The organism is Candidatus Mesenet endosymbiont of Phosphuga atrata, from assembly GCF_964020175.1.
GTDB lineage: Bacteria > Pseudomonadota > Alphaproteobacteria > Rickettsiales > Anaplasmataceae > Mesenet.
On sequence record NZ_OZ026541.1, the window covers coordinates 738,478 to 756,347 of the forward strand.

The window sequence follows — 17,870 nt, forward strand, 5'->3', positions numbered from 1 at the left end:
ATTATTATGCCTTCATAAAATACAACAACAAGCTAAAAATTTTATTGTTCTAAATTTGAAAATTGGATTTAGAGCAATATTACAAAAAGTGCTGTACGTGGTTATACAATATAAATGCCTCATTTTTATTGGAGAGATAGAATAGAAAGCAAAAGAAATTACTCAGGAAATATCTATACGTATTCATCATACCTAAGTGTTAGTACAATTAATAAAGAGCATAAGCTCAAGAAGAATAGAGCTTAAGAAATCGATTCACTAGAATCTAAACCATACGCAGTGTGTAGTGCCCTGACGGCAAGTTCTACATAATCTTCCAGGATTAGAACACTAATTTTTATCTCTGACGTTGTAATTGCTAGAATATTAATTCCCTTCTCATTTAGAGTTTTAAACATTTGATAAGCAACTCCAGAATGTGAAAGCATCCCTACCCCAATTATAGAAACCTTAGCTACAGATTCATCTATAGACAAACTATCATATAAAATTTTATCTTTATTTTCCTTGAGCAAGTTTTTAGTTTGATTTACATCTGTTCTTTGTATTGTAAAGGTAATATCGTTTTTCTCGTTATTCATATTTTGTGATATCATATCAACGTTGATGTTAGCTTTAGCTATAAGCTCAAAAACAGGCAAAAGCCCAAAAGGGACCTTTTTTAAAGTTACACTTGCCTCATGTGTATCACACGTAATTCCTGTAATTAAGTTTTTTTCCACAATTTCCTCCTTACTTAACAAAAGTGTACCCTTACTTTGCGTAAAAGTAGATAATATATTTATTTTTATATTATATTTCATTGCCAGCTCAACACAGCGTATTTGCAAAACTTTAGCTCCTAAAGATGACATCTCTAGCATTTCTTCATAGGAAATACTATCAAGTTTTCTTGCCTTTGAAACGACATTTGGATCAGCAGTGTATATCCCATCAACGTCAGTGTAAATTTCACATATTTTTGCACCTAAAGCTGCAGCTATAGCAACTGCAGATGTATCTGACCCTCCTCTCCCTAAAGTTGTGATTCTGTCATTATGTATTCCCTGAAACCCAGCAACAATGGCAACTGAGTAATTCTTAAAGGATGCCTTTAGTTTATCAACCTGAATGTCTTTGATTCTTGCTTTACCGTAAGCACTATCAGTATTAATAGGTATTTGCCAACCAAGCCATGACTTTGCTTTTATGCCTAAAGACTCAAGAGCAAGAGCTAAAAGACCACAAGAAATTTGCTCACCAGCAGAGAGTACAACGTCACGTTCTGATAACTCTTCTTGATTATAGTTTAGGTTTGGAATTTGAGTTATTTTACTGATCATTTCGTTTGTAAAACCAGCCATTGCTGAAACTACTGCAACCACACTTTTGCCTTTATCCACATCATCTTTTATCAGCTTAGCAACGTGCAAAATACAGTTTAAATTGGCTACAGAAGTGCCACCAAATTTCTTAACAAGAATCATCCAAAAACTTTTAATGATAAATTATATATTTTAAGGCTATTTGAAGATACAGCACTTATAAAGTATAGTATTTAATATACTTATATATTTAACATGAATGAAATAGTAACATTTGGTTGCCGTCTTAACTTTTATGAAAGTGAATTAATCAAGGATGCTCTAAAAAAGGCAAGTAGGGATAATGTCACTGTGGTTCATAGTTGTGCTGTGACAAATGAAGCAGAGCGTCAAGTAAAACAAAAGATACGTAAAATTCATAAGCAAAACCCAACAACTGAGATTATAGTGGTTGGTTGTGCTGTCCAGCTTGACCCTACATCTTACATTAAAATCCCTGGAGTTGCTCAAGTACTTGGTAATGATGATAAATTAAATTATAAAAATTACTTACCAAGTAGTGAAAAGATTATAGTTAGCGACATAGATAATGTACGTAAGCTCAGCCCTCCTCTTATCAATAGTTTTGCAGACAAAGCAAGAGCTTTTATAGAGATTCAAAATGGCTGTAATCACAGCTGCACATTTTGTTCAATAACTCACGCAAGGGGTAATAATCGCTCTGTACCAATTGGCAATATCATAAAACAAATAAGAATATTTCTTGAAAAAGGGTACCAAGAAATAGTATTTACAGGAGTTGATATCACAGATTTTGGTACAGATTTATTTGGCAAGCCTTCTTTAGGTTTAATGATAAATAGAGTATTAAAAGAGGTGCCGGAACTAAAAAGGCTTAGGTTATCATCAATAGATATAGCAGAGGTTGATGATGAACTGCTGGAACTTATAACACAAGAGCCACGTCTTATGCCACATCTACACCTAAGTTTACAGTCGGGGAATGATTTAATCCTTAAAAGGATGAAGCGTAGACATAGCAGAGAACAAACAATTAAGTTTTGCCAGAAGATTAAAAAATGCAGAAGTAACGTTGCTTTTGGAGCTGATATCATCGCTGGCTTTCCAACAGAAAGTGAAAGAATGTTTGAAGACACTGTAAGTCTTTTAGAAGAAATTGATGCCGTTTACCTGCATGTTTTTCCCTATTCAAACAGAAAAAATACACCAGCTGAAAGAATGCCACAGATACCTATCCATGTACGCAAAGAAAGAGCAAATTATCTGAGGAACTTAGGCAAAATCAGACTTGAAAAATTCAACAAGTCACTTATTGGCTCCTCACAAAATATCTTAACTGAACAAAAACATATAGGTAGAGCAGAAAACTTTGCTCTTGTAAAATTTGAACATGATGTTGCAATTAAGAGCATTGCGGAAGTTAAAATTATTGCTGCAGACGGTAACTATCTATTTGGAAAATTATCTCAAATGTAACTGAAAAGGAAATATTCAAAAAACCATATGCCAAGGTATTATAAGAAATGCTTTATATCTTTTTTTAATATTATCTCACACGTCCCTGTTTGTTGTTTGGAATTGGAGGAAGCGGTGATTTATTTTCAGTTCTTAAATTTTGTTCATTTTTATAATAAGTATCTAATTTATCAAACTTTTCTCTTGCTTTAGGACCCATATGATTTTTCTTATTTTTTGCAGAAACTAGACTCTTTATTACCATTTGAATTTCATTCAATTCAGGCTTATATTCCTCTACCATTATAAGTTTAACTTTATTGTATATCTCTGATTTATCTAACAAACGATTATTTTTTTGTTTTTCTGACTCGCGACTATCCCTCGTACCTTTTTCTTCTTGGTTTGGTGAACTAACAACTGATCCATATCCTGAGTCAGGAGTATTAACATTTGTATTGTCATTATGATCAATATCTAATTCAAGCTTCATTTCCTTTTTTAAAGCCTGGTTACTCTTGTCTGCAACACCCTTCAAACCTTCTGCTATTTCTTTTATAACCTCTTTTACACCATCATAGAAATTTTTCTTCTCTTCATTAGTCAATGTTTCTACCTGTTGAGGTTGAGCACTTTTAACTTCCTGGCTGTTTGATATTTGACCTTTTTCCATAACATCCATAGTATCTTTTAAAGCCTCTGCTACACCTTCTACAGCTTCGTAAAATTTCTTTTTTCTTTCATCATTCAATTTTTCTACCTGCTGAAGTTGAGCACTTTTAACTTCTTGGTTACTTGATATTAAAGCTTGAATACTCTCTTCCACAATACCTTCTAAACCCTCTTCTATTTCTTTAACAGCCTGACTTACACCTTTATAAAAATTCTTCCTTGTTTCATCTTCACCAATCAACAAACCATCTAATATTAACCTTTTTAGCGATTCGGGATTAATATTATTTTGATCAACTTCTTTCAATCCTATTTTTGGCAAGGCAAACCTTTGCCCCAATTCACTTTTTAACTTATTTGATATTCGACTTTTTTCCACAGTATCTGCAATATTTTTAAAACCTTTTGCCATTTTTTCTATATCTTGACTTACACCTTCAAGGAAATTTCCTTTCTTCTCATCATTCGTTCCCAATAGTATAGACTTTCCTTGCTCACTACCTGCTACTTCAGTTGAAGACTTTTTAGGAGACATATTACTATCAGCATCAGCTGCTGTTACGTTATTTGATTTGGATTGATTAACATCTGATTGATCTACTTGAGCATCTTCAATTGTCTCTCCCATCTCATCACCTTTGCTATTTCTTCTTGAATAATTTTGTGTATTATTTTCTGGGCTTTGTTGGATTCTCTCTTGCTCTTCACTTTGAGTTTGCTTCTCTTTCTGCACACTGTGATCATGCCAACGCCCTCTCATTAAAGCTTCTTTTAAAGGAATACCCCCTATATATACCTCATTTTTATATTCATCTTGACTATCTACTTTTTTCAATAATTCCTTTATACGACCTGAACGATATTTTTTAAATTTTTCTTCCTTTTCTTCTTTAGTCCTAAAGTGGTGCTCATAATCTCTTTCAAACCTTTCTCTTAGATTTTTATTTTTATATTCTGAAAGATTATCCTTAACCTCTACTCCCATTATTTTATGGCTAGTTTCAGCAGGCTCTATAGTTCCATCAGCACTTACAAGTACTATTATACTCCTCTCTTTAGATAGCCACACTTTAATTTTTGTTGGATGATGCATCTTTCCGCTGTTCCCTTTGCTTATATCGTCTTCAAAGATTATATAATTTCTCTTGCCACCAGCAGATTTTTGAACGTAGCCTTTGCATCCATCTATATCAAAGTAGCTGGTAGTTAAGTGATTTGATTTACAGACATCACTATTTAAAAATTGACTGCTCTTAAACGTTCCATTATTTATTTTAGCAAAAACAACGCTACCACCTATATCTAAGTCCAGTTCTAAAGGACTATCCTTATTCTTCAACTTGATAAAATTGCCTGCTTCATTTAATAACTTATGCTTCATGTCGTAGAAATCTGACCTACCACGTGCAATACTAAATAAAACCTTCTCCTTAATCTCTCCTTCCATAGATTCTATTACTTCACTTATCTCACCTCTTTCTTTATTTTCTTCCTGATAATGACCCAAGAAAGCACCATGTGATGTCAAATAATGAGCTAAATCCATATGCTCTTGGCTACCTGAGTTATCACTCAAGAAAATTAATAGTTCATGCATAGCAGTTCTACCACTGCTATTAATCTGATTAATATTAGCGCCAGATTTCAGTACAGCTAATACTGCTTTTTGGTCACCATTCATCACTGCAGCATGAAGTGGAGGTTGTCCATCTTCACTTGGAGCTCTAAATCTATTTAATGCATATTTTTCGATGACATGTTCAAATAAATCATCATTTTTACTACCAGCAGCGTTCACTAAAATTAAGTTTAAATCACATTCATCGGTAAAAGTATTTTTACCAAATTCTTTTTCTAGCTTTTTAAATATGTTTAAACTACCCTCAACTTTTGACAGAGCCTCTACAACATTATCACCATTACTATTTCTCTGCTTAAAAAACAGCTCATTACATAACTTTAAATTTCTACTGCCATTTAATCCACGAGCAACATCAAGTAAAATACGCTCTAGCATTTTGCTAGTATCACCTCCACTATAATTAGCAGCAGCTTCCTCTATAGCTCTATGCAGAAAATTACACCTCTTTCCATCAGTCTTATCTAATGCTGATCTTAAATCGTTGCTTTTTAACAGTTCTTTAAAGCACTTAGACTTCTTATCAAAAAGATAATCATTTGACAAATCACCATTAAAGCATGAGGAAACAACACTATGAAACGGATTAAAGAGTGTTCCATAGTATTTTTTATAACCTTTTTCATTATTATGGATAATCTTTGCCAAATCATCAACTGAACCACTGTCTAATAGAGAATCTAATTCTCTTTTAAAAGATCCATTAATTTGCTCTTCAGTTTTTGCTAAGTTATCTACTGTTTGTTTAATCTCATTATTAACATTAACATCTTCAAGAATATCTTTTACTGATTTACCTTCTTTATTTTTCTTAATTAGAGAAAAACCTTGATCAATCAAAGGCTGAATGTAACCGATAAGTGTATTATCTTCTTCAACCATTTGTGCTAATTTATGCAGCAAGGTGTTTCCTTCACTATCGACAAATCTAGGATCCCATAAATTTTCGTTCTCTAAAATGATTCCCCTTATAAGAGGCAACTCATTGCTAGTAAAAACACGATCAGCAATTGATTTGCCATTTAAATTCTTACAGTTTGTATAGAATACGTCTTGTGATATTTTTAATCGATGCAAATTTTTTGCATTATGTCCATAATCTTCTATCTTATTATCTAATTCACATATTTGCTCATAACACTCATTTTTACTTGAAGAGAGTTCCTGATATGATTGTTCAATTTCTTTTGCTTTTAAATCTATAAAAATTTGCCGCTCATCTGGTTGTAATTTTGCCAAATTTTGACCATATTGCTGTACATTAAAAAGTCCTTTATCTTGAAAAGCCCTTTCTATTTCTTCCCAAATCTCTTGACCATGACCATTCTTTTCGCTTTCTTTTGTATATTGCTTAAAATAACTTTGATAAGCTTTGGTTTTAGTTTCATCTGTTATTCCAAATTTATTAATAATGTCACAAATTACTTTTTTTACTTTTAACTCTGATATATTATTTAACAATTTTGTATGTTCTTGATACAAGATATCCCCTTCTTTCATCCAAAACTTATATTCCTTCTCCTTTGGAAAAGTATCAAACTTCCGATTTAATTCCTCTTGCTGTACAAAAATGTCTTTCCTGGCATTACTTACTTTTACTTCTTCTTCAACGAGAAAAAGGTCATCTTTGGAACTTGTATAAGAACCTTGATCTTTCACAAGAAAGTTAAGCAATGTATTTACATCTACCTTATCAGATGAACCTTTCTGTGCTTTTATATGCAGAAAACTCAACGCATTTTGTAATAGGCTTTGCTTCTTTTCCTCAGTGTCTGATAAAACCTCTTTTATAGATTGTGATAAGACCTTTGTTTTACTTATATTATTAATATGCTCCTGTGAATTTGGAGCAATGGTATTTGCAACAATTTCACGAACTTTAGCTGTTTTACCAGTACCATCTCCAGCAATTGTACTGGCAATTTTATTAACAACTTTTCCTTTCATGTTGTCAAAGACTGTCTTTTGCACAGAATCAAAGTTATTAGATGAAATTGCATTAGACAGAAGCTTTACTGCATCTTCTTCTGTAAGTTGATTCTTTTTATGTTTAAACTCATTTTCCAAGAGTTGATTTATAATTTTAGGAGTCTCATCTCGATCTGTACATTTTGCTGCAGTAGCAAGTAAACTATCGCCTTTATCATTAATAGATCTAGTCAATTCAGGATAATCCTTTAGCAATTTTTGATACTCATAACTGCTATCAATGGAATCTTTCATAGCACTTAAAATTAATAAATGTGCTATACTATCACCAGCTTTGGTTTTAGATTCTAAATTTCCACCTCTTTCCTTAAGTAAATCATATATTTCCTTATGACCTAATTTAGCAGCTATTTGAAATGGTGTATAACCTTTAGCATCATATTCATTAACAGCAAATTTTATATCACCTATTTTTTCTAGTATGGTATTAACTATGTTTGCATTACCACTTCTTACTGCTGCATGAAGAGCAGTTTCTTCTAGCTCACCAGATTTTTTAATAATTGCATAACGCTCTATAACATTTTCTATATTTGTAAATAGATCGAAACTATTACTGCCAATTATATCATGCAACAAAGTAGTGCCTTGACTCACTATAGAAAGAAAGGATCTATCTTTTCCTACTTGTGACTTTATAAACTTACTAATTTCACCTGCTTCTCTTGACCCTTCCTTATGCAAATTGTAAATACCACTTTTAACTATATCATTTAAAAACCCATACTTTAGAAGCTCTCCTTGCGATTTCTGATCTAATTTGCTAAAATTCTTAATCGATTTATCTGCTATTTTTGCTGTTAAATCTCTGTTAATTTCACTTCTTAACGCAAATTTAAGTGCCGTTTCATCACCTAATAGATTAGAGTCTAAGGTATCAGGGCTGCATTGCTCAAGAATCCAATGATTTTGATCTACTAGTTTTTCTATTAGACTATTATTACCAGATAGAATTGCTCTATAAAGAGGTACAGTTGCTTTTGGGTTATATTTTAAAAGATCAATACAGATGTCAGAAAATCTATTATCTTGTAAAGCAAGCTCAAAAGGAGTGATGCCTTTGTCATCTTGCTTATCAAAATCAGCTCCATTTTCTACTAAAAATTCTACTGCCTTCCTATTACCATTACTTATTGCTAAATGCAGTGGTGTTTTGCCATCTTTATCTTGAAGGTTTAGTATATCATTTTTAGGAAATTTATTAATGAAGTACTTCAAAGCATAAGTATTACCACACTCTGCAGCTTTATGTATAGGAGTCGTAAATCTTCCACTAAAGGTTTCGAAATCTATTCCTTGACCAAGCAAAAAGTCAAATATTTTTTTATTGTCAGAATCTTTGGAAATTGAAGCTGTTAAAGCATTCATTGAGACTTTACTTGATACCTTGTTCTTTTCTTTTAGTAATTCAAGTATATGATTCACTGTGTGTACATTATTATGCCCACACGCAAGATTCAATAACCCAGATTTCTCTAACCTATTTTCTTTATCATAGCGATTATTGTAATTTAATAAATTTAACTGATCTTCTTTGTTCTTAATCTTTTCATTATATTTATCTTGTAAATTGAATACTCTCTCAATAACTCTTTTATTACCAAATGAAGCTGCTGATTTGATCAGTCTACAATCATTTGCAATCAACAAATTCCTTATAGTTTCTTTGTTATGATTTGCAATAACATCGAGAGCTTTTTCAAAAAAGCCATAATGACCTTTCTCTGAAGCCAAATCCAATGGATTCTTATTATCTTTATTAACCTGTTGTAGAGCTTTAACAAGCGATTTTTTATTATCTTTAAATTTAAAGAATATATCATTAAGCAATTCTGCTTTGTTTGACTGCAAAATTGTATGCAATACATTATTTTTCTCTGTCCCATATTGCTTATTAACTATAAAGCTATCTTTTGCATCAAGAAAATGATTATACATTGGTAAATTATCAGCAATAATTGCAGCCTGAATTGGACTGCCAATAGAGGCTATATCATCTGACGATGCCGAAATAGCAGTTCGCCCTTCTACTTTGCTGTAAGCTTTTTCTATTTCTTTCCAATAATCTGGTGTACCTAAAGCTGCAGTTAAGGTTATTAAGTTATGACCATTACTATTTAAAAGTGAACGTAGGTTATACTTAGGATCTATCTTCTCCAAAGCAGCTTTAAACTTTTCCTCATTGCCAGACTTAATAATATCAGCATAAAATGATAAATTACCATAGTTGTCTGTATTAAAGTTTTTTGCTTCTTTTTCTTGCTCTTTATTGTTGATATAAGGACTAAAAATCGAATCTATCTTTAATCTATCTGATTCATTAAAACCTTTCTTACGTAATATCTTTTCTAACTCTTGCGCCAAATCTTTAGCCCATGGATCTTTCCTATTATTTATATTATCTACAAAACCTAAAAACGCGGATTGTACTTCATCTGCTGTTTTACCATCTTGATTTCTATAAATTTCATTATGCTTACGAATGATATATTGAACAACTTTAGACTGAAAATTCTCAGCTGCAGCCTCCAGTAAGCTCTTACCACTTATATCTGTCTTATATATAAGATCATTATCATAATTAACAAAAAATTCTAGCTTAGAGACATCACCATCCCTTGCTACAGCAAATGCTACTTTGCTTAGATCTTCACTCTTTGTTACACTATCATTTGAATAAAAAAACTTCCCTATATCACCTACTGGTGCAGAACACAAAAATTTATATAATAATGAGTTATCAATCTCATATTTTTGTGGATTTGTTAATTCCGATTTGAAATTTTCCCTTATTTGTCCTATTTTCTTCTTCTGTTCATCACTTAATTGTGGCGATTGAGGTTGCTGAATTTGAGCGTCTAACCTTTCTCTTATGGGTCTAAAATTTTCTTCACTTAATGTTTGTTCAAGCTTATTAATTTGTTCTAAATTAACAGTAGTTACTTGATCACTCTCCGTACTACTATTTTTTAGTATTGATCTAATCTCCTTTATACTTTTTTCATCACCTTGACACAAATCATAAATTTGCTCAATTGAATCACTACCTAGATTAGCCGTTTGCTCAGCCCGGGAATTTTCTTTTCCTGCAAGAATCTTGTTTATTAAAATTTGAGAAGGAATTTTATCAATTATTGCTTCACCTATAGCTTGCGCAGTTTGTACATGAGTATTTCTTATCTTTGAACAATTAAAACTTTCAAATCCCTTACAATAATCAATCTTTCCTGTCTCTTTAGCATCATTTATTAGACCATCAGGTAAAATCTGCTCAATATCAAATTTCTTAATATTATTACTACTGTTTCCTAACAATCCTTGAAGCTTTTCCTTTTGAGAGTATATAGCCCTGGCAACTTCAGAAGAGAGAGGACCACAAGAATTGCCATCATGTTGAATTTTAGTAGTAGAAACATATATATTATCTACAACTCCTTCTGTAGCCTCTTTAATAACTGCAGAAGGCTCATTGGCTCCATAAGGATCAACTACTAATAGATTACGTCTTCCTTCCTCATTTTTAAAAAAGTAGAGAACAACCCAGTGTGGGCTACTATTTCCTTCTTTATCAACGGGATTACGTCTGATGTATATAACATCTTCACTACAATGAGATACTTCCTTCAATTCATGAGATAGTGATCTTTGCTGACCATGAGTACCAGATTGTACAAAGATTTTAGGAGAGCAATTGCCTTCTTCTATTGTTAAATCAACCAAAGAGGCTAAAATTCCACCAGTGTCATACCACCCACGACTACCAGCTGATGTAAACAAACCTGCAATATTAGAAGTGATCTTCTCTTTTTGATTAATCTGGTGAGATTCTTGAATCCTACCACTTTTAAGTAAAACATCTATCTTTAATTGAGCTGATTTTGCAGTTAGTTTTGCAAACATCTCTGGGTTGTTTTTATATGCATAATCCAAAGGTGCGTTGCCTGCGCTATTTTGTCTTTCAAGTAAACCAGGTATTCTCTTTGCTTCCCCTAATTTATCAAATGATAAATAGTTTTTAACTAGTTTATATTGGTTAAGGCATTGGTCGGCAAGTTTATCATCTGCATAATCTATTGCTAAATACATCATTTTACTGAATAGATTGAATAATTCACCACTTGTAAAACGACTGTCTTTAGTCTCATGTGATTTTATATAATCAGACAAAATGCTTTGATCATTTGCAACAAAATCAGCGAATCTTCTAGGACATTTTTTAATAAGCTCTTTATAATTTTTAACAAAAAAATCACCTTTATCTTTTATTCCTAACGATTTTAGAAGATTGTTTTTATCATGTTCAATAGCAGAAAAAGCTATTTCAGTTCTTTCTTCCTCACCACCTAATTTTTCATATAGAAAATCTAATGACTTCTCAGAAACATCTTTTAAAGAAAGTGCATGATGCAATAGGTTATTGCCATTTTTGTCAAGTACGGACCAGTTGATGTTTTCATAATTTTTAAAAACCTCAAAGTAGTCTTTACCAGCATCAAGTGCTAAGAATAAGATCGAATTACCATTTTTACTTATTGCTTTATCTTTTATTTCATTTTTTAATCTACCAAATATTAGCTTAAAAATATCAACATTTTTCTTTCCTTCTAAGCAATATTGCAGTATTTCTGACTCATTACTAACAGTAAACAGAGATTGTTTATCATCTAGAAAGCTTTTTGCTTTTTCAAGATTATTGGAGTCTATAATTTCTTTAAAACGCTGAATAGACATAATTATTTATAAATACAGTTAATATTAATGATTATATAAAAAAGTTACTATTTTATTAATAAAATAGATTAATTATCATTGCAGCTAACAAACATTATTCTAATATAAAATTATTAACTTATCAATTTGAATATGCTTAAATCAATATACTTTTTGTAAAAATACCACTATATATTATATAGCACATTGGATAAGTACTATCATCAATGTCGTAGTGATCCTGGCGCGAATCGAACGCGCGACACCTTGATTAAAAGTCAAGTGCTCTACCGGCTGAGCTACAGGATCATAAAAATGGATAGTGTAATATCTTACAATAAAAAAACAACTCTTATTTTCTCTCATTTAGCTTACAATTAGAATCAATTAAGCGTTTCCATGCTTGCCAATCACGCATACCTATGTCTTCCTCAAAAGATAAAAGATCACTTGCAGCTTTAAAACAAATTTCTTCTCTAGGTAGATTTACGGGCTGATTCATAGATAAGGTTAAACATTGGGTTTTGCATGCTTGCTCTAGATGATACGTATAGAACATCGCTTCCCAAATCGTTCTACCGCATATAATTGCCCCATGATTTTGCATCATCATAACAAAATTATCTTTTAAATCGCTCACTATTTTATCCCCTTGCTCAGAGTTTAGTGCTAAAGAATCATATTTGTGATGCGAAACACGATTATAAAAATGCAATGCCCATTGACTCATAGGGAACAACCCTACTTTTATAGAAGCAACTGCAACAATAGCAGGAGTATGAAGATGAAATACTGCTTTAATGTCAGGTCGTTTTTGATAAATAGAACCATGAATGACATACCCAGTTTTATTATACTGATACTCCTTACCTTCAATAATTTTCCCAGTAAATGAAACCTTCATAAGGTAATTCTCATGCACTTCACTAAAACGCATGCCGAAAGGATAAATGTAATAATGATCCTCAACACGTGCGGATAAATGAGTGTAGGTATGATCATCAAGACCTAAATAAGATATAATCTGATATGCATAAACTAGATCTTTCTTTACAGTATTTTTTACATTTTCTGATTTAGAGCCCACAATAATATATATTTTGGATATAAATTTTACAATTATTACACATACACACTTAGGTTACAAAAGAAATAGAAGATTACTTAAAATCTTATTCTTTTAAAACTATGCATAACAAAATTCTACCATCTCGAAATAGATATCAAAAAATAAATTTACAATTTTTACTTCTCTACTATATATTGAACATCTGAAAGTTTTTCCTCAATCTTCTTAAGATGCTCATCAATTTGTTTTAAATATATCTCTCTTAACTCAATTTCTTTTATTGAGCTTTACTTGGTTATTTTATATAGTCCCTCTATATGATCTGAAATATCATTTCCAATTTTCTCTATCTTACTTTTTATTCTATCTTCCATTAAATTATCATCTTTATCGTTAATTTCCTCAAATATACTTTCCACTTTTTGATTAGTATTCTCAGTATTTAGGAAATACTTATCCAAAAGTAAAAAATGTCTAGGTAGTTTCGACAATTATTGCAACCAAAGATAAATGCCAGCAAAAAAGATAAGAAAGCGATGACTAATTTGTCATAACAACTCTGCGGAAATGCTTGATTTTATTGAATCGATTAGATTTCTCTCTTTGTACAGCTCTTTATCGTATTCTCTCGGTTGTTGGAACGCGGTGGCATAACTGGCTCTGCATTTACAGCTTCTGCGGCCTCAATCATGTAGTTTGCATCTTATCAGCGATTCCATATTCTTACCTTCTATCAGATCTAAAGCTTTTGCATAATCCGATCTGCAGTAACAAAAAATCTCAATGAAGCATGTAATTTGCTTGAAATTTAGAACGCCCCAACTCTTGCCCTTGCACTTTACATTTTTTTTCTTGCACCAGCTGCGTGTTGATATGATTGTTGAATCTATCATTCTGTATCTTCATTAACTGCTAAAGTATTGAAAATCATTTGCCATATACCGGATACCTCATGAATCTCTTATTGACCATTTTCCATATTCTGCTGGCAAAGCTCTCCACTGTTCTACCTATCCACATTACTGCAGCTATAAATTTTCTGTTATCTTTTGCACTTCTGCCACTTCTTTTTCTGGCAAGCTGTCTTTTATCCTATCCCACTCCCCCATCTTTCATGTCTTGCTTCTCTCACTTTTTAAAAGAAATATTATACCATTATCATTTTTTATTGTCGACACTACCTAGATAAGCTTGCTGTGAAGCTAATTCTTGGTCTTTTTCCGATGCTCAAAAGTTTCGTTTCTTCCTTGTACTTTATTACCATCAACTGAGTTTCCAATTTTATCACATTGAAAGCTTTGAATTCAGGCCTAATGGATTGGATAATGAAACATCATAAAGATTTCTATTAGGTTGAGAGTGTTCTTTAGCCTGTTTGAGTTGTTTAAATATTTTAGTATCTGTACTTATATTCTTTTCAGCGTAATCATATAAGAGCTGCAATAACTTTCCACCAGCTTTGATTGCAGCGTCAACAGTTGCACCTTTACCGCTAACATTTGGAGAATAATTTAAGCTTGGTTTAAAACCATATTTATTTTCCGGTTTCAGTAACTTTTCTACTCCTTTAAGCAATTCGTCTCGCTTACTTGTATCTTTTTCGTTTGCTGCTTCTTCTACTTTATTAAATAAAGCATTATCCTGCTGTAAATTCTTCGAATATTTTATCTCCGTCTTTTTCATACTCCTTAAAATTATTTTTCTTGCATATTTTGTTGAACCATGAAAAAAACTTACTTCTATCAATCGGCTTTTTTCCTAACAGATTGAAAATTCAGTTAAGTTAAATTAGATTTGACACAGTTTGTTGAACATTTCCACAAAATACTCAAGTAATTAACGCTATTGCTAGATCTGAATTAAAAGAGGCTACTTAATCAAAGTTACAGAAGAAGTAATAATTAATTTACCTCTTTTTATTTTTTTTGTTTTAGATTCTTTGATAAAATCTAAAGCTTCGATTTTATCATCAGTTATAACAAATTATTCAGCAGTATTTTATCATTTCAAATGCTTTATGTTGGACGTTAATTGTAGAGATTATAAAAATTTGCACTGCCGATATAGTCGACTTAATTCAGCAATTTCAAGAGCAGCATAAGTAAAAATAGACTTAGCACCAGCACGTTTAAAACTAAGTAATGATTCATATATTACTTTATCATATTCAAGCCAACCTTTTTCTGACGCAGCTTTAAGCATTGCATATTCACCACTAACTTGATAGGCAAAAATCGGGATATCAAACTTATCGGCTGCAGCTCTAATCACATCTAAATATGGCATCCCAGGTTTTATCATGATAATATCTGCAGCTTCATCTATATCCATCTGAATTTCGCACATTGCTTCTTTTGTATTGCCAAAATCTAGCTGATAACTACTTTTATCAATTGAACTTGAAAATGAACACGAGCCTACTGCTTGCCGGAATGGTGCATAGAAACCTGAGCAATATTTTACTGCATAGGATAGTATCAGTACATCTTGAAAATTGCTATTGTCTAATGCTGTTCTTATCGCTTGAATTCTACCATCCATCATATCAGAAGGTGCAACTACATCACATCCAGCAGCAGCTAACACTAATGCTTGTTTGCATAAGATAGGTATAGTTTCATCATTTGCAATCTTACCATCAATTACAACTCCGTCATGACCATGAATGCTATATGGATCAAGCGCAACATCTGCAATAATTCCTATATTGCTTTCAAATTCCGATTTTACCTGACGAATAGCGGAGCAAATTAAGTTGTCTGGATTATACGCTTCACTGGCATTCTCAGTCTTAAAATTATTTTCAACAACAGGAAAAATAGCAATAGCATTGATACCTAAATTCTTAGCTTTTTCAATAACCGAAAGCAAATTTGCAATTGGATAGCATTTTATATTGGGTAAGCCAGTAATAGGCTCATAGATCTCTGTGCCGTTGTGCACAAATAGCGGCAAAATTAGATCATTAATTGACAATTCATTTTCTCGCGTTAGGTTTAAAAGCCAATTGCTTAAACGTTTACGCCTTAATCTTATATTTGGAAAAGCAGTCATTTTATAAATTGTAATAAAACCTTAAAATTTATCAAATATTATAGATCAATATATTATTGCAAATCTTTAGTTAGTAGAAAGATAATTACTCATTTCTCTGTTTTCATTACCGTTTACTTTAGCTTGATCTAACTCACCAGGTGGTTTTTGCTGCTGGATCTTGAGATAGGAAAAAGTAAAAGCGCTTAAAGCAAGTGTAGCAGCACCCAAAATTGCAAGTGCTGCGATATTATACTTATTGTGAAGGAATTTACCCAATATTGAAGAAAATAGCAGTATAGTAAAAGCGGTACCTGCGGCATAAAGAGAAATCTTTCTTTTATCAAACTCAATTGGTAATAAGCTATATGTTTTCTGTTTAAAGGTTTCAGGTTTTGCATCTGGTACATCTTCAAATCTTCCTCCATTAGTAGATTCAAACTCATGTTCTATATCTGCTAGAATTTTAGCTTCAAATTCTTCAGCTATATCTTCGTCATTACTATTTATTAAATAAGTAAGGGTGTCTTTACTAACTCCAACTTGAATCAAACCATATTCAATAGACAGATATTTCATGCTAATAAATTTTCTATCTACTTCTTCATTATTAAATGTATAATTCTCGCCTATAATTTTTATTGTATGTATAAAGTCAGCAAGACTTCTGACCTCTTCATATAAATAGAGGCTATCATTTATTATTAAAGCATGATTTGAATGATACTCTTGTAAGTACTGTATTTCTCCGTTTGTTTGTATGAGTAATGCTAAAATTATATTTTTATTTATATTAATGCTATTAATTTGACAATAAAGTTCTATTAATACTTCGTAGAGAGGAATAGCAGTTTTATAATATTGTTTTTTCTCTTCCTCAGCTACACATCTTAAAATTTTAGAATTAACAATTCCATTTGGATAATTTACTGGTTCAATTTCGTTGATCAGATTTCTTATATTCTTTAAAACTTTTTCTTCAAAATCATCTATGCTACTAAAAGGTGGTTCACCTTTTGGATTGATTATCATATTGAGAAATCTAATTGATGCGTCCTTTTCTTCCTCTATTATCCTTGCTATCTTTGTAAGCTCTTGATCTACAATAGCAAGAGTATAGATTTGATCCATCACCTCTTGCGCATCTAAGTGATTGTGATGATTTAAAATTTTATAGGCCTTTTCATATATTAAACATAATCCTTGTAAACTTAACTTCAGTTTAAAGTATCGATCTAAAGGTTGTGTTTTAGTTTTATCTATGAATTCATAAAGATGAAAAAAATTTCTGTGATCTATACGTTCAACCTCAGAGTAGTCATGTGATATCATATTTTGAAATCCACCGAGAAAAATAAATATGGCTTCTAGCAAATTTCCTTTGCCAAATATTTTCATTAATTTTTCTAATTGCTGTGTTTGCTGCACATTATCCCCCAAAAGTTATATGCTATTTTTAGTTTAGTATAATACAAAATTAAAAACTATAAGTAGTTTATTTTTAGTAATTTCTTTTAAAATTTAAGATCTCTTTTTGATACTATTTTATTAGTTGTCTCTTTAATGGAATACTTTATCTGGTTATTGCAACAAGCTATTTTTTATGAAATTGCTTTTTTATTTCTATTTTTATGAAATACCTATACTTTTTATTATGGAATCCAACTTTTCACCCATTACATCTATTTTTTGTGACTCAGATTCTTTCTTTATAATCTTTTGTATTGACCCCCAAAATACATAATTTAGACTGAGAAGTGTAGACATAATAAAGCCCGTATTTATTAAAATTGAACCTTTTTCCATATTATTTTGACAACATATAGCACCAGCTATGATTACAGTAATTGTAGTTGCAACGTAAATTGCAAGAGCACTATGTAATATAGTTGTTTTATTAAAAACTTTCCTTAGATTTACATTACTCATCATCCCCCCACTAGATAAGTAAACCTACTACTAGTATGACATATATTTC

At 31.6% G+C, this 17,870-nt stretch carries 9 protein-coding genes and 1 tRNA gene; 1 reads left to right on the forward strand and 9 read right to left on the reverse strand.

The annotated features are described in order from the left end of the window. Nucleotides 1-242: 242 nt before the first annotated feature. Nucleotides 243-1,466, reverse strand: a complete 1,224-nt coding sequence (locus AACL09_RS03580) for an aspartate kinase (protein ID WP_339046987.1) — start codon at nt 1,464-1,466, stop codon at nt 243-245. Between the two features lie 93 nt (nt 1,467-1,559). Here AACL09_RS03580 and mtaB point away from each other — a divergent pair, with 93 nt between their 5' ends. Then, nucleotides 1,560-2,801, forward strand: coding sequence for a tRNA (N(6)-L-threonylcarbamoyladenosine(37)-C(2))-methylthiotransferase MtaB (gene mtaB / locus AACL09_RS03585; RefSeq protein ID WP_339046989.1), 1,242 nt, complete (start codon nt 1,560-1,562; stop codon nt 2,799-2,801). Nucleotides 2,802-2,871: 70 nt separating this feature from the next. Here mtaB and AACL09_RS03590 read toward each other — a convergent pair whose 3' ends face one another. The 8 genes from AACL09_RS03590 to AACL09_RS03625 all read right to left on the reverse strand — a co-directional run bounded on the left by AACL09_RS03590 (nt 2,872) and on the right by AACL09_RS03625 (nt 17,821). Continuing rightward, complete coding sequence (locus tag AACL09_RS03590) at nt 2,872-11,811, reverse strand: ankyrin repeat domain-containing protein (protein WP_339046990.1); 8,940 nt, start codon at nt 11,809-11,811, stop codon at nt 2,872-2,874. 215 nt (nt 11,812-12,026) lie between these two features. Continuing rightward, nucleotides 12,027-12,099, reverse strand: a tRNA-Lys gene (locus AACL09_RS03595). Nucleotides 12,100-12,142: 43 nt separating this feature from the next. Then, nucleotides 12,143-12,877 carry a class II aldolase/adducin family protein gene (locus AACL09_RS03600; protein WP_339046992.1) on the reverse strand — a complete coding sequence of 245 codons (735 nt, stop codon included), beginning with the start codon at nt 12,875-12,877 and terminating at the stop codon, nt 12,143-12,145. Between the two features lie 269 nt (nt 12,878-13,146). After that, entirely contained in the window at nt 13,147-13,278 is a 132-nt protein-coding gene (locus AACL09_RS03605) for a hypothetical protein (protein ID WP_339046994.1), read from the reverse strand. A gap of 865 nt (nt 13,279-14,143) precedes the next feature. After that, nucleotides 14,144-14,605: a hypothetical protein gene (locus AACL09_RS03610; RefSeq protein ID WP_339046996.1), complete on the reverse strand. Its 462-nt coding sequence runs from the start codon at nt 14,603-14,605 to the stop codon at nt 14,144-14,146. Between the two features lie 294 nt (nt 14,606-14,899). Continuing rightward, on the reverse strand, nt 14,900-15,913 hold the full coding sequence (gene hemB, locus AACL09_RS03615; RefSeq protein ID WP_339046998.1) for a porphobilinogen synthase: 1,014 nt from the start codon (nt 15,911-15,913) through the stop codon (nt 14,900-14,902). A gap of 66 nt (nt 15,914-15,979) precedes the next feature. Next, nucleotides 15,980-17,320 carry a hypothetical protein gene (locus tag AACL09_RS03620; RefSeq protein ID WP_339047000.1) on the reverse strand — a complete coding sequence of 447 codons (1,341 nt, stop codon included), beginning with the start codon at nt 17,318-17,320 and terminating at the stop codon, nt 15,980-15,982. Between the two features lie 201 nt (nt 17,321-17,521). Then, a complete protein-coding gene (locus tag AACL09_RS03625) occupies nt 17,522-17,821 on the reverse strand; it encodes a hypothetical protein (protein WP_339047002.1) in 300 nt (99 codons plus the stop codon). Nucleotides 17,822-17,870 lie beyond the last annotated feature (49 nt).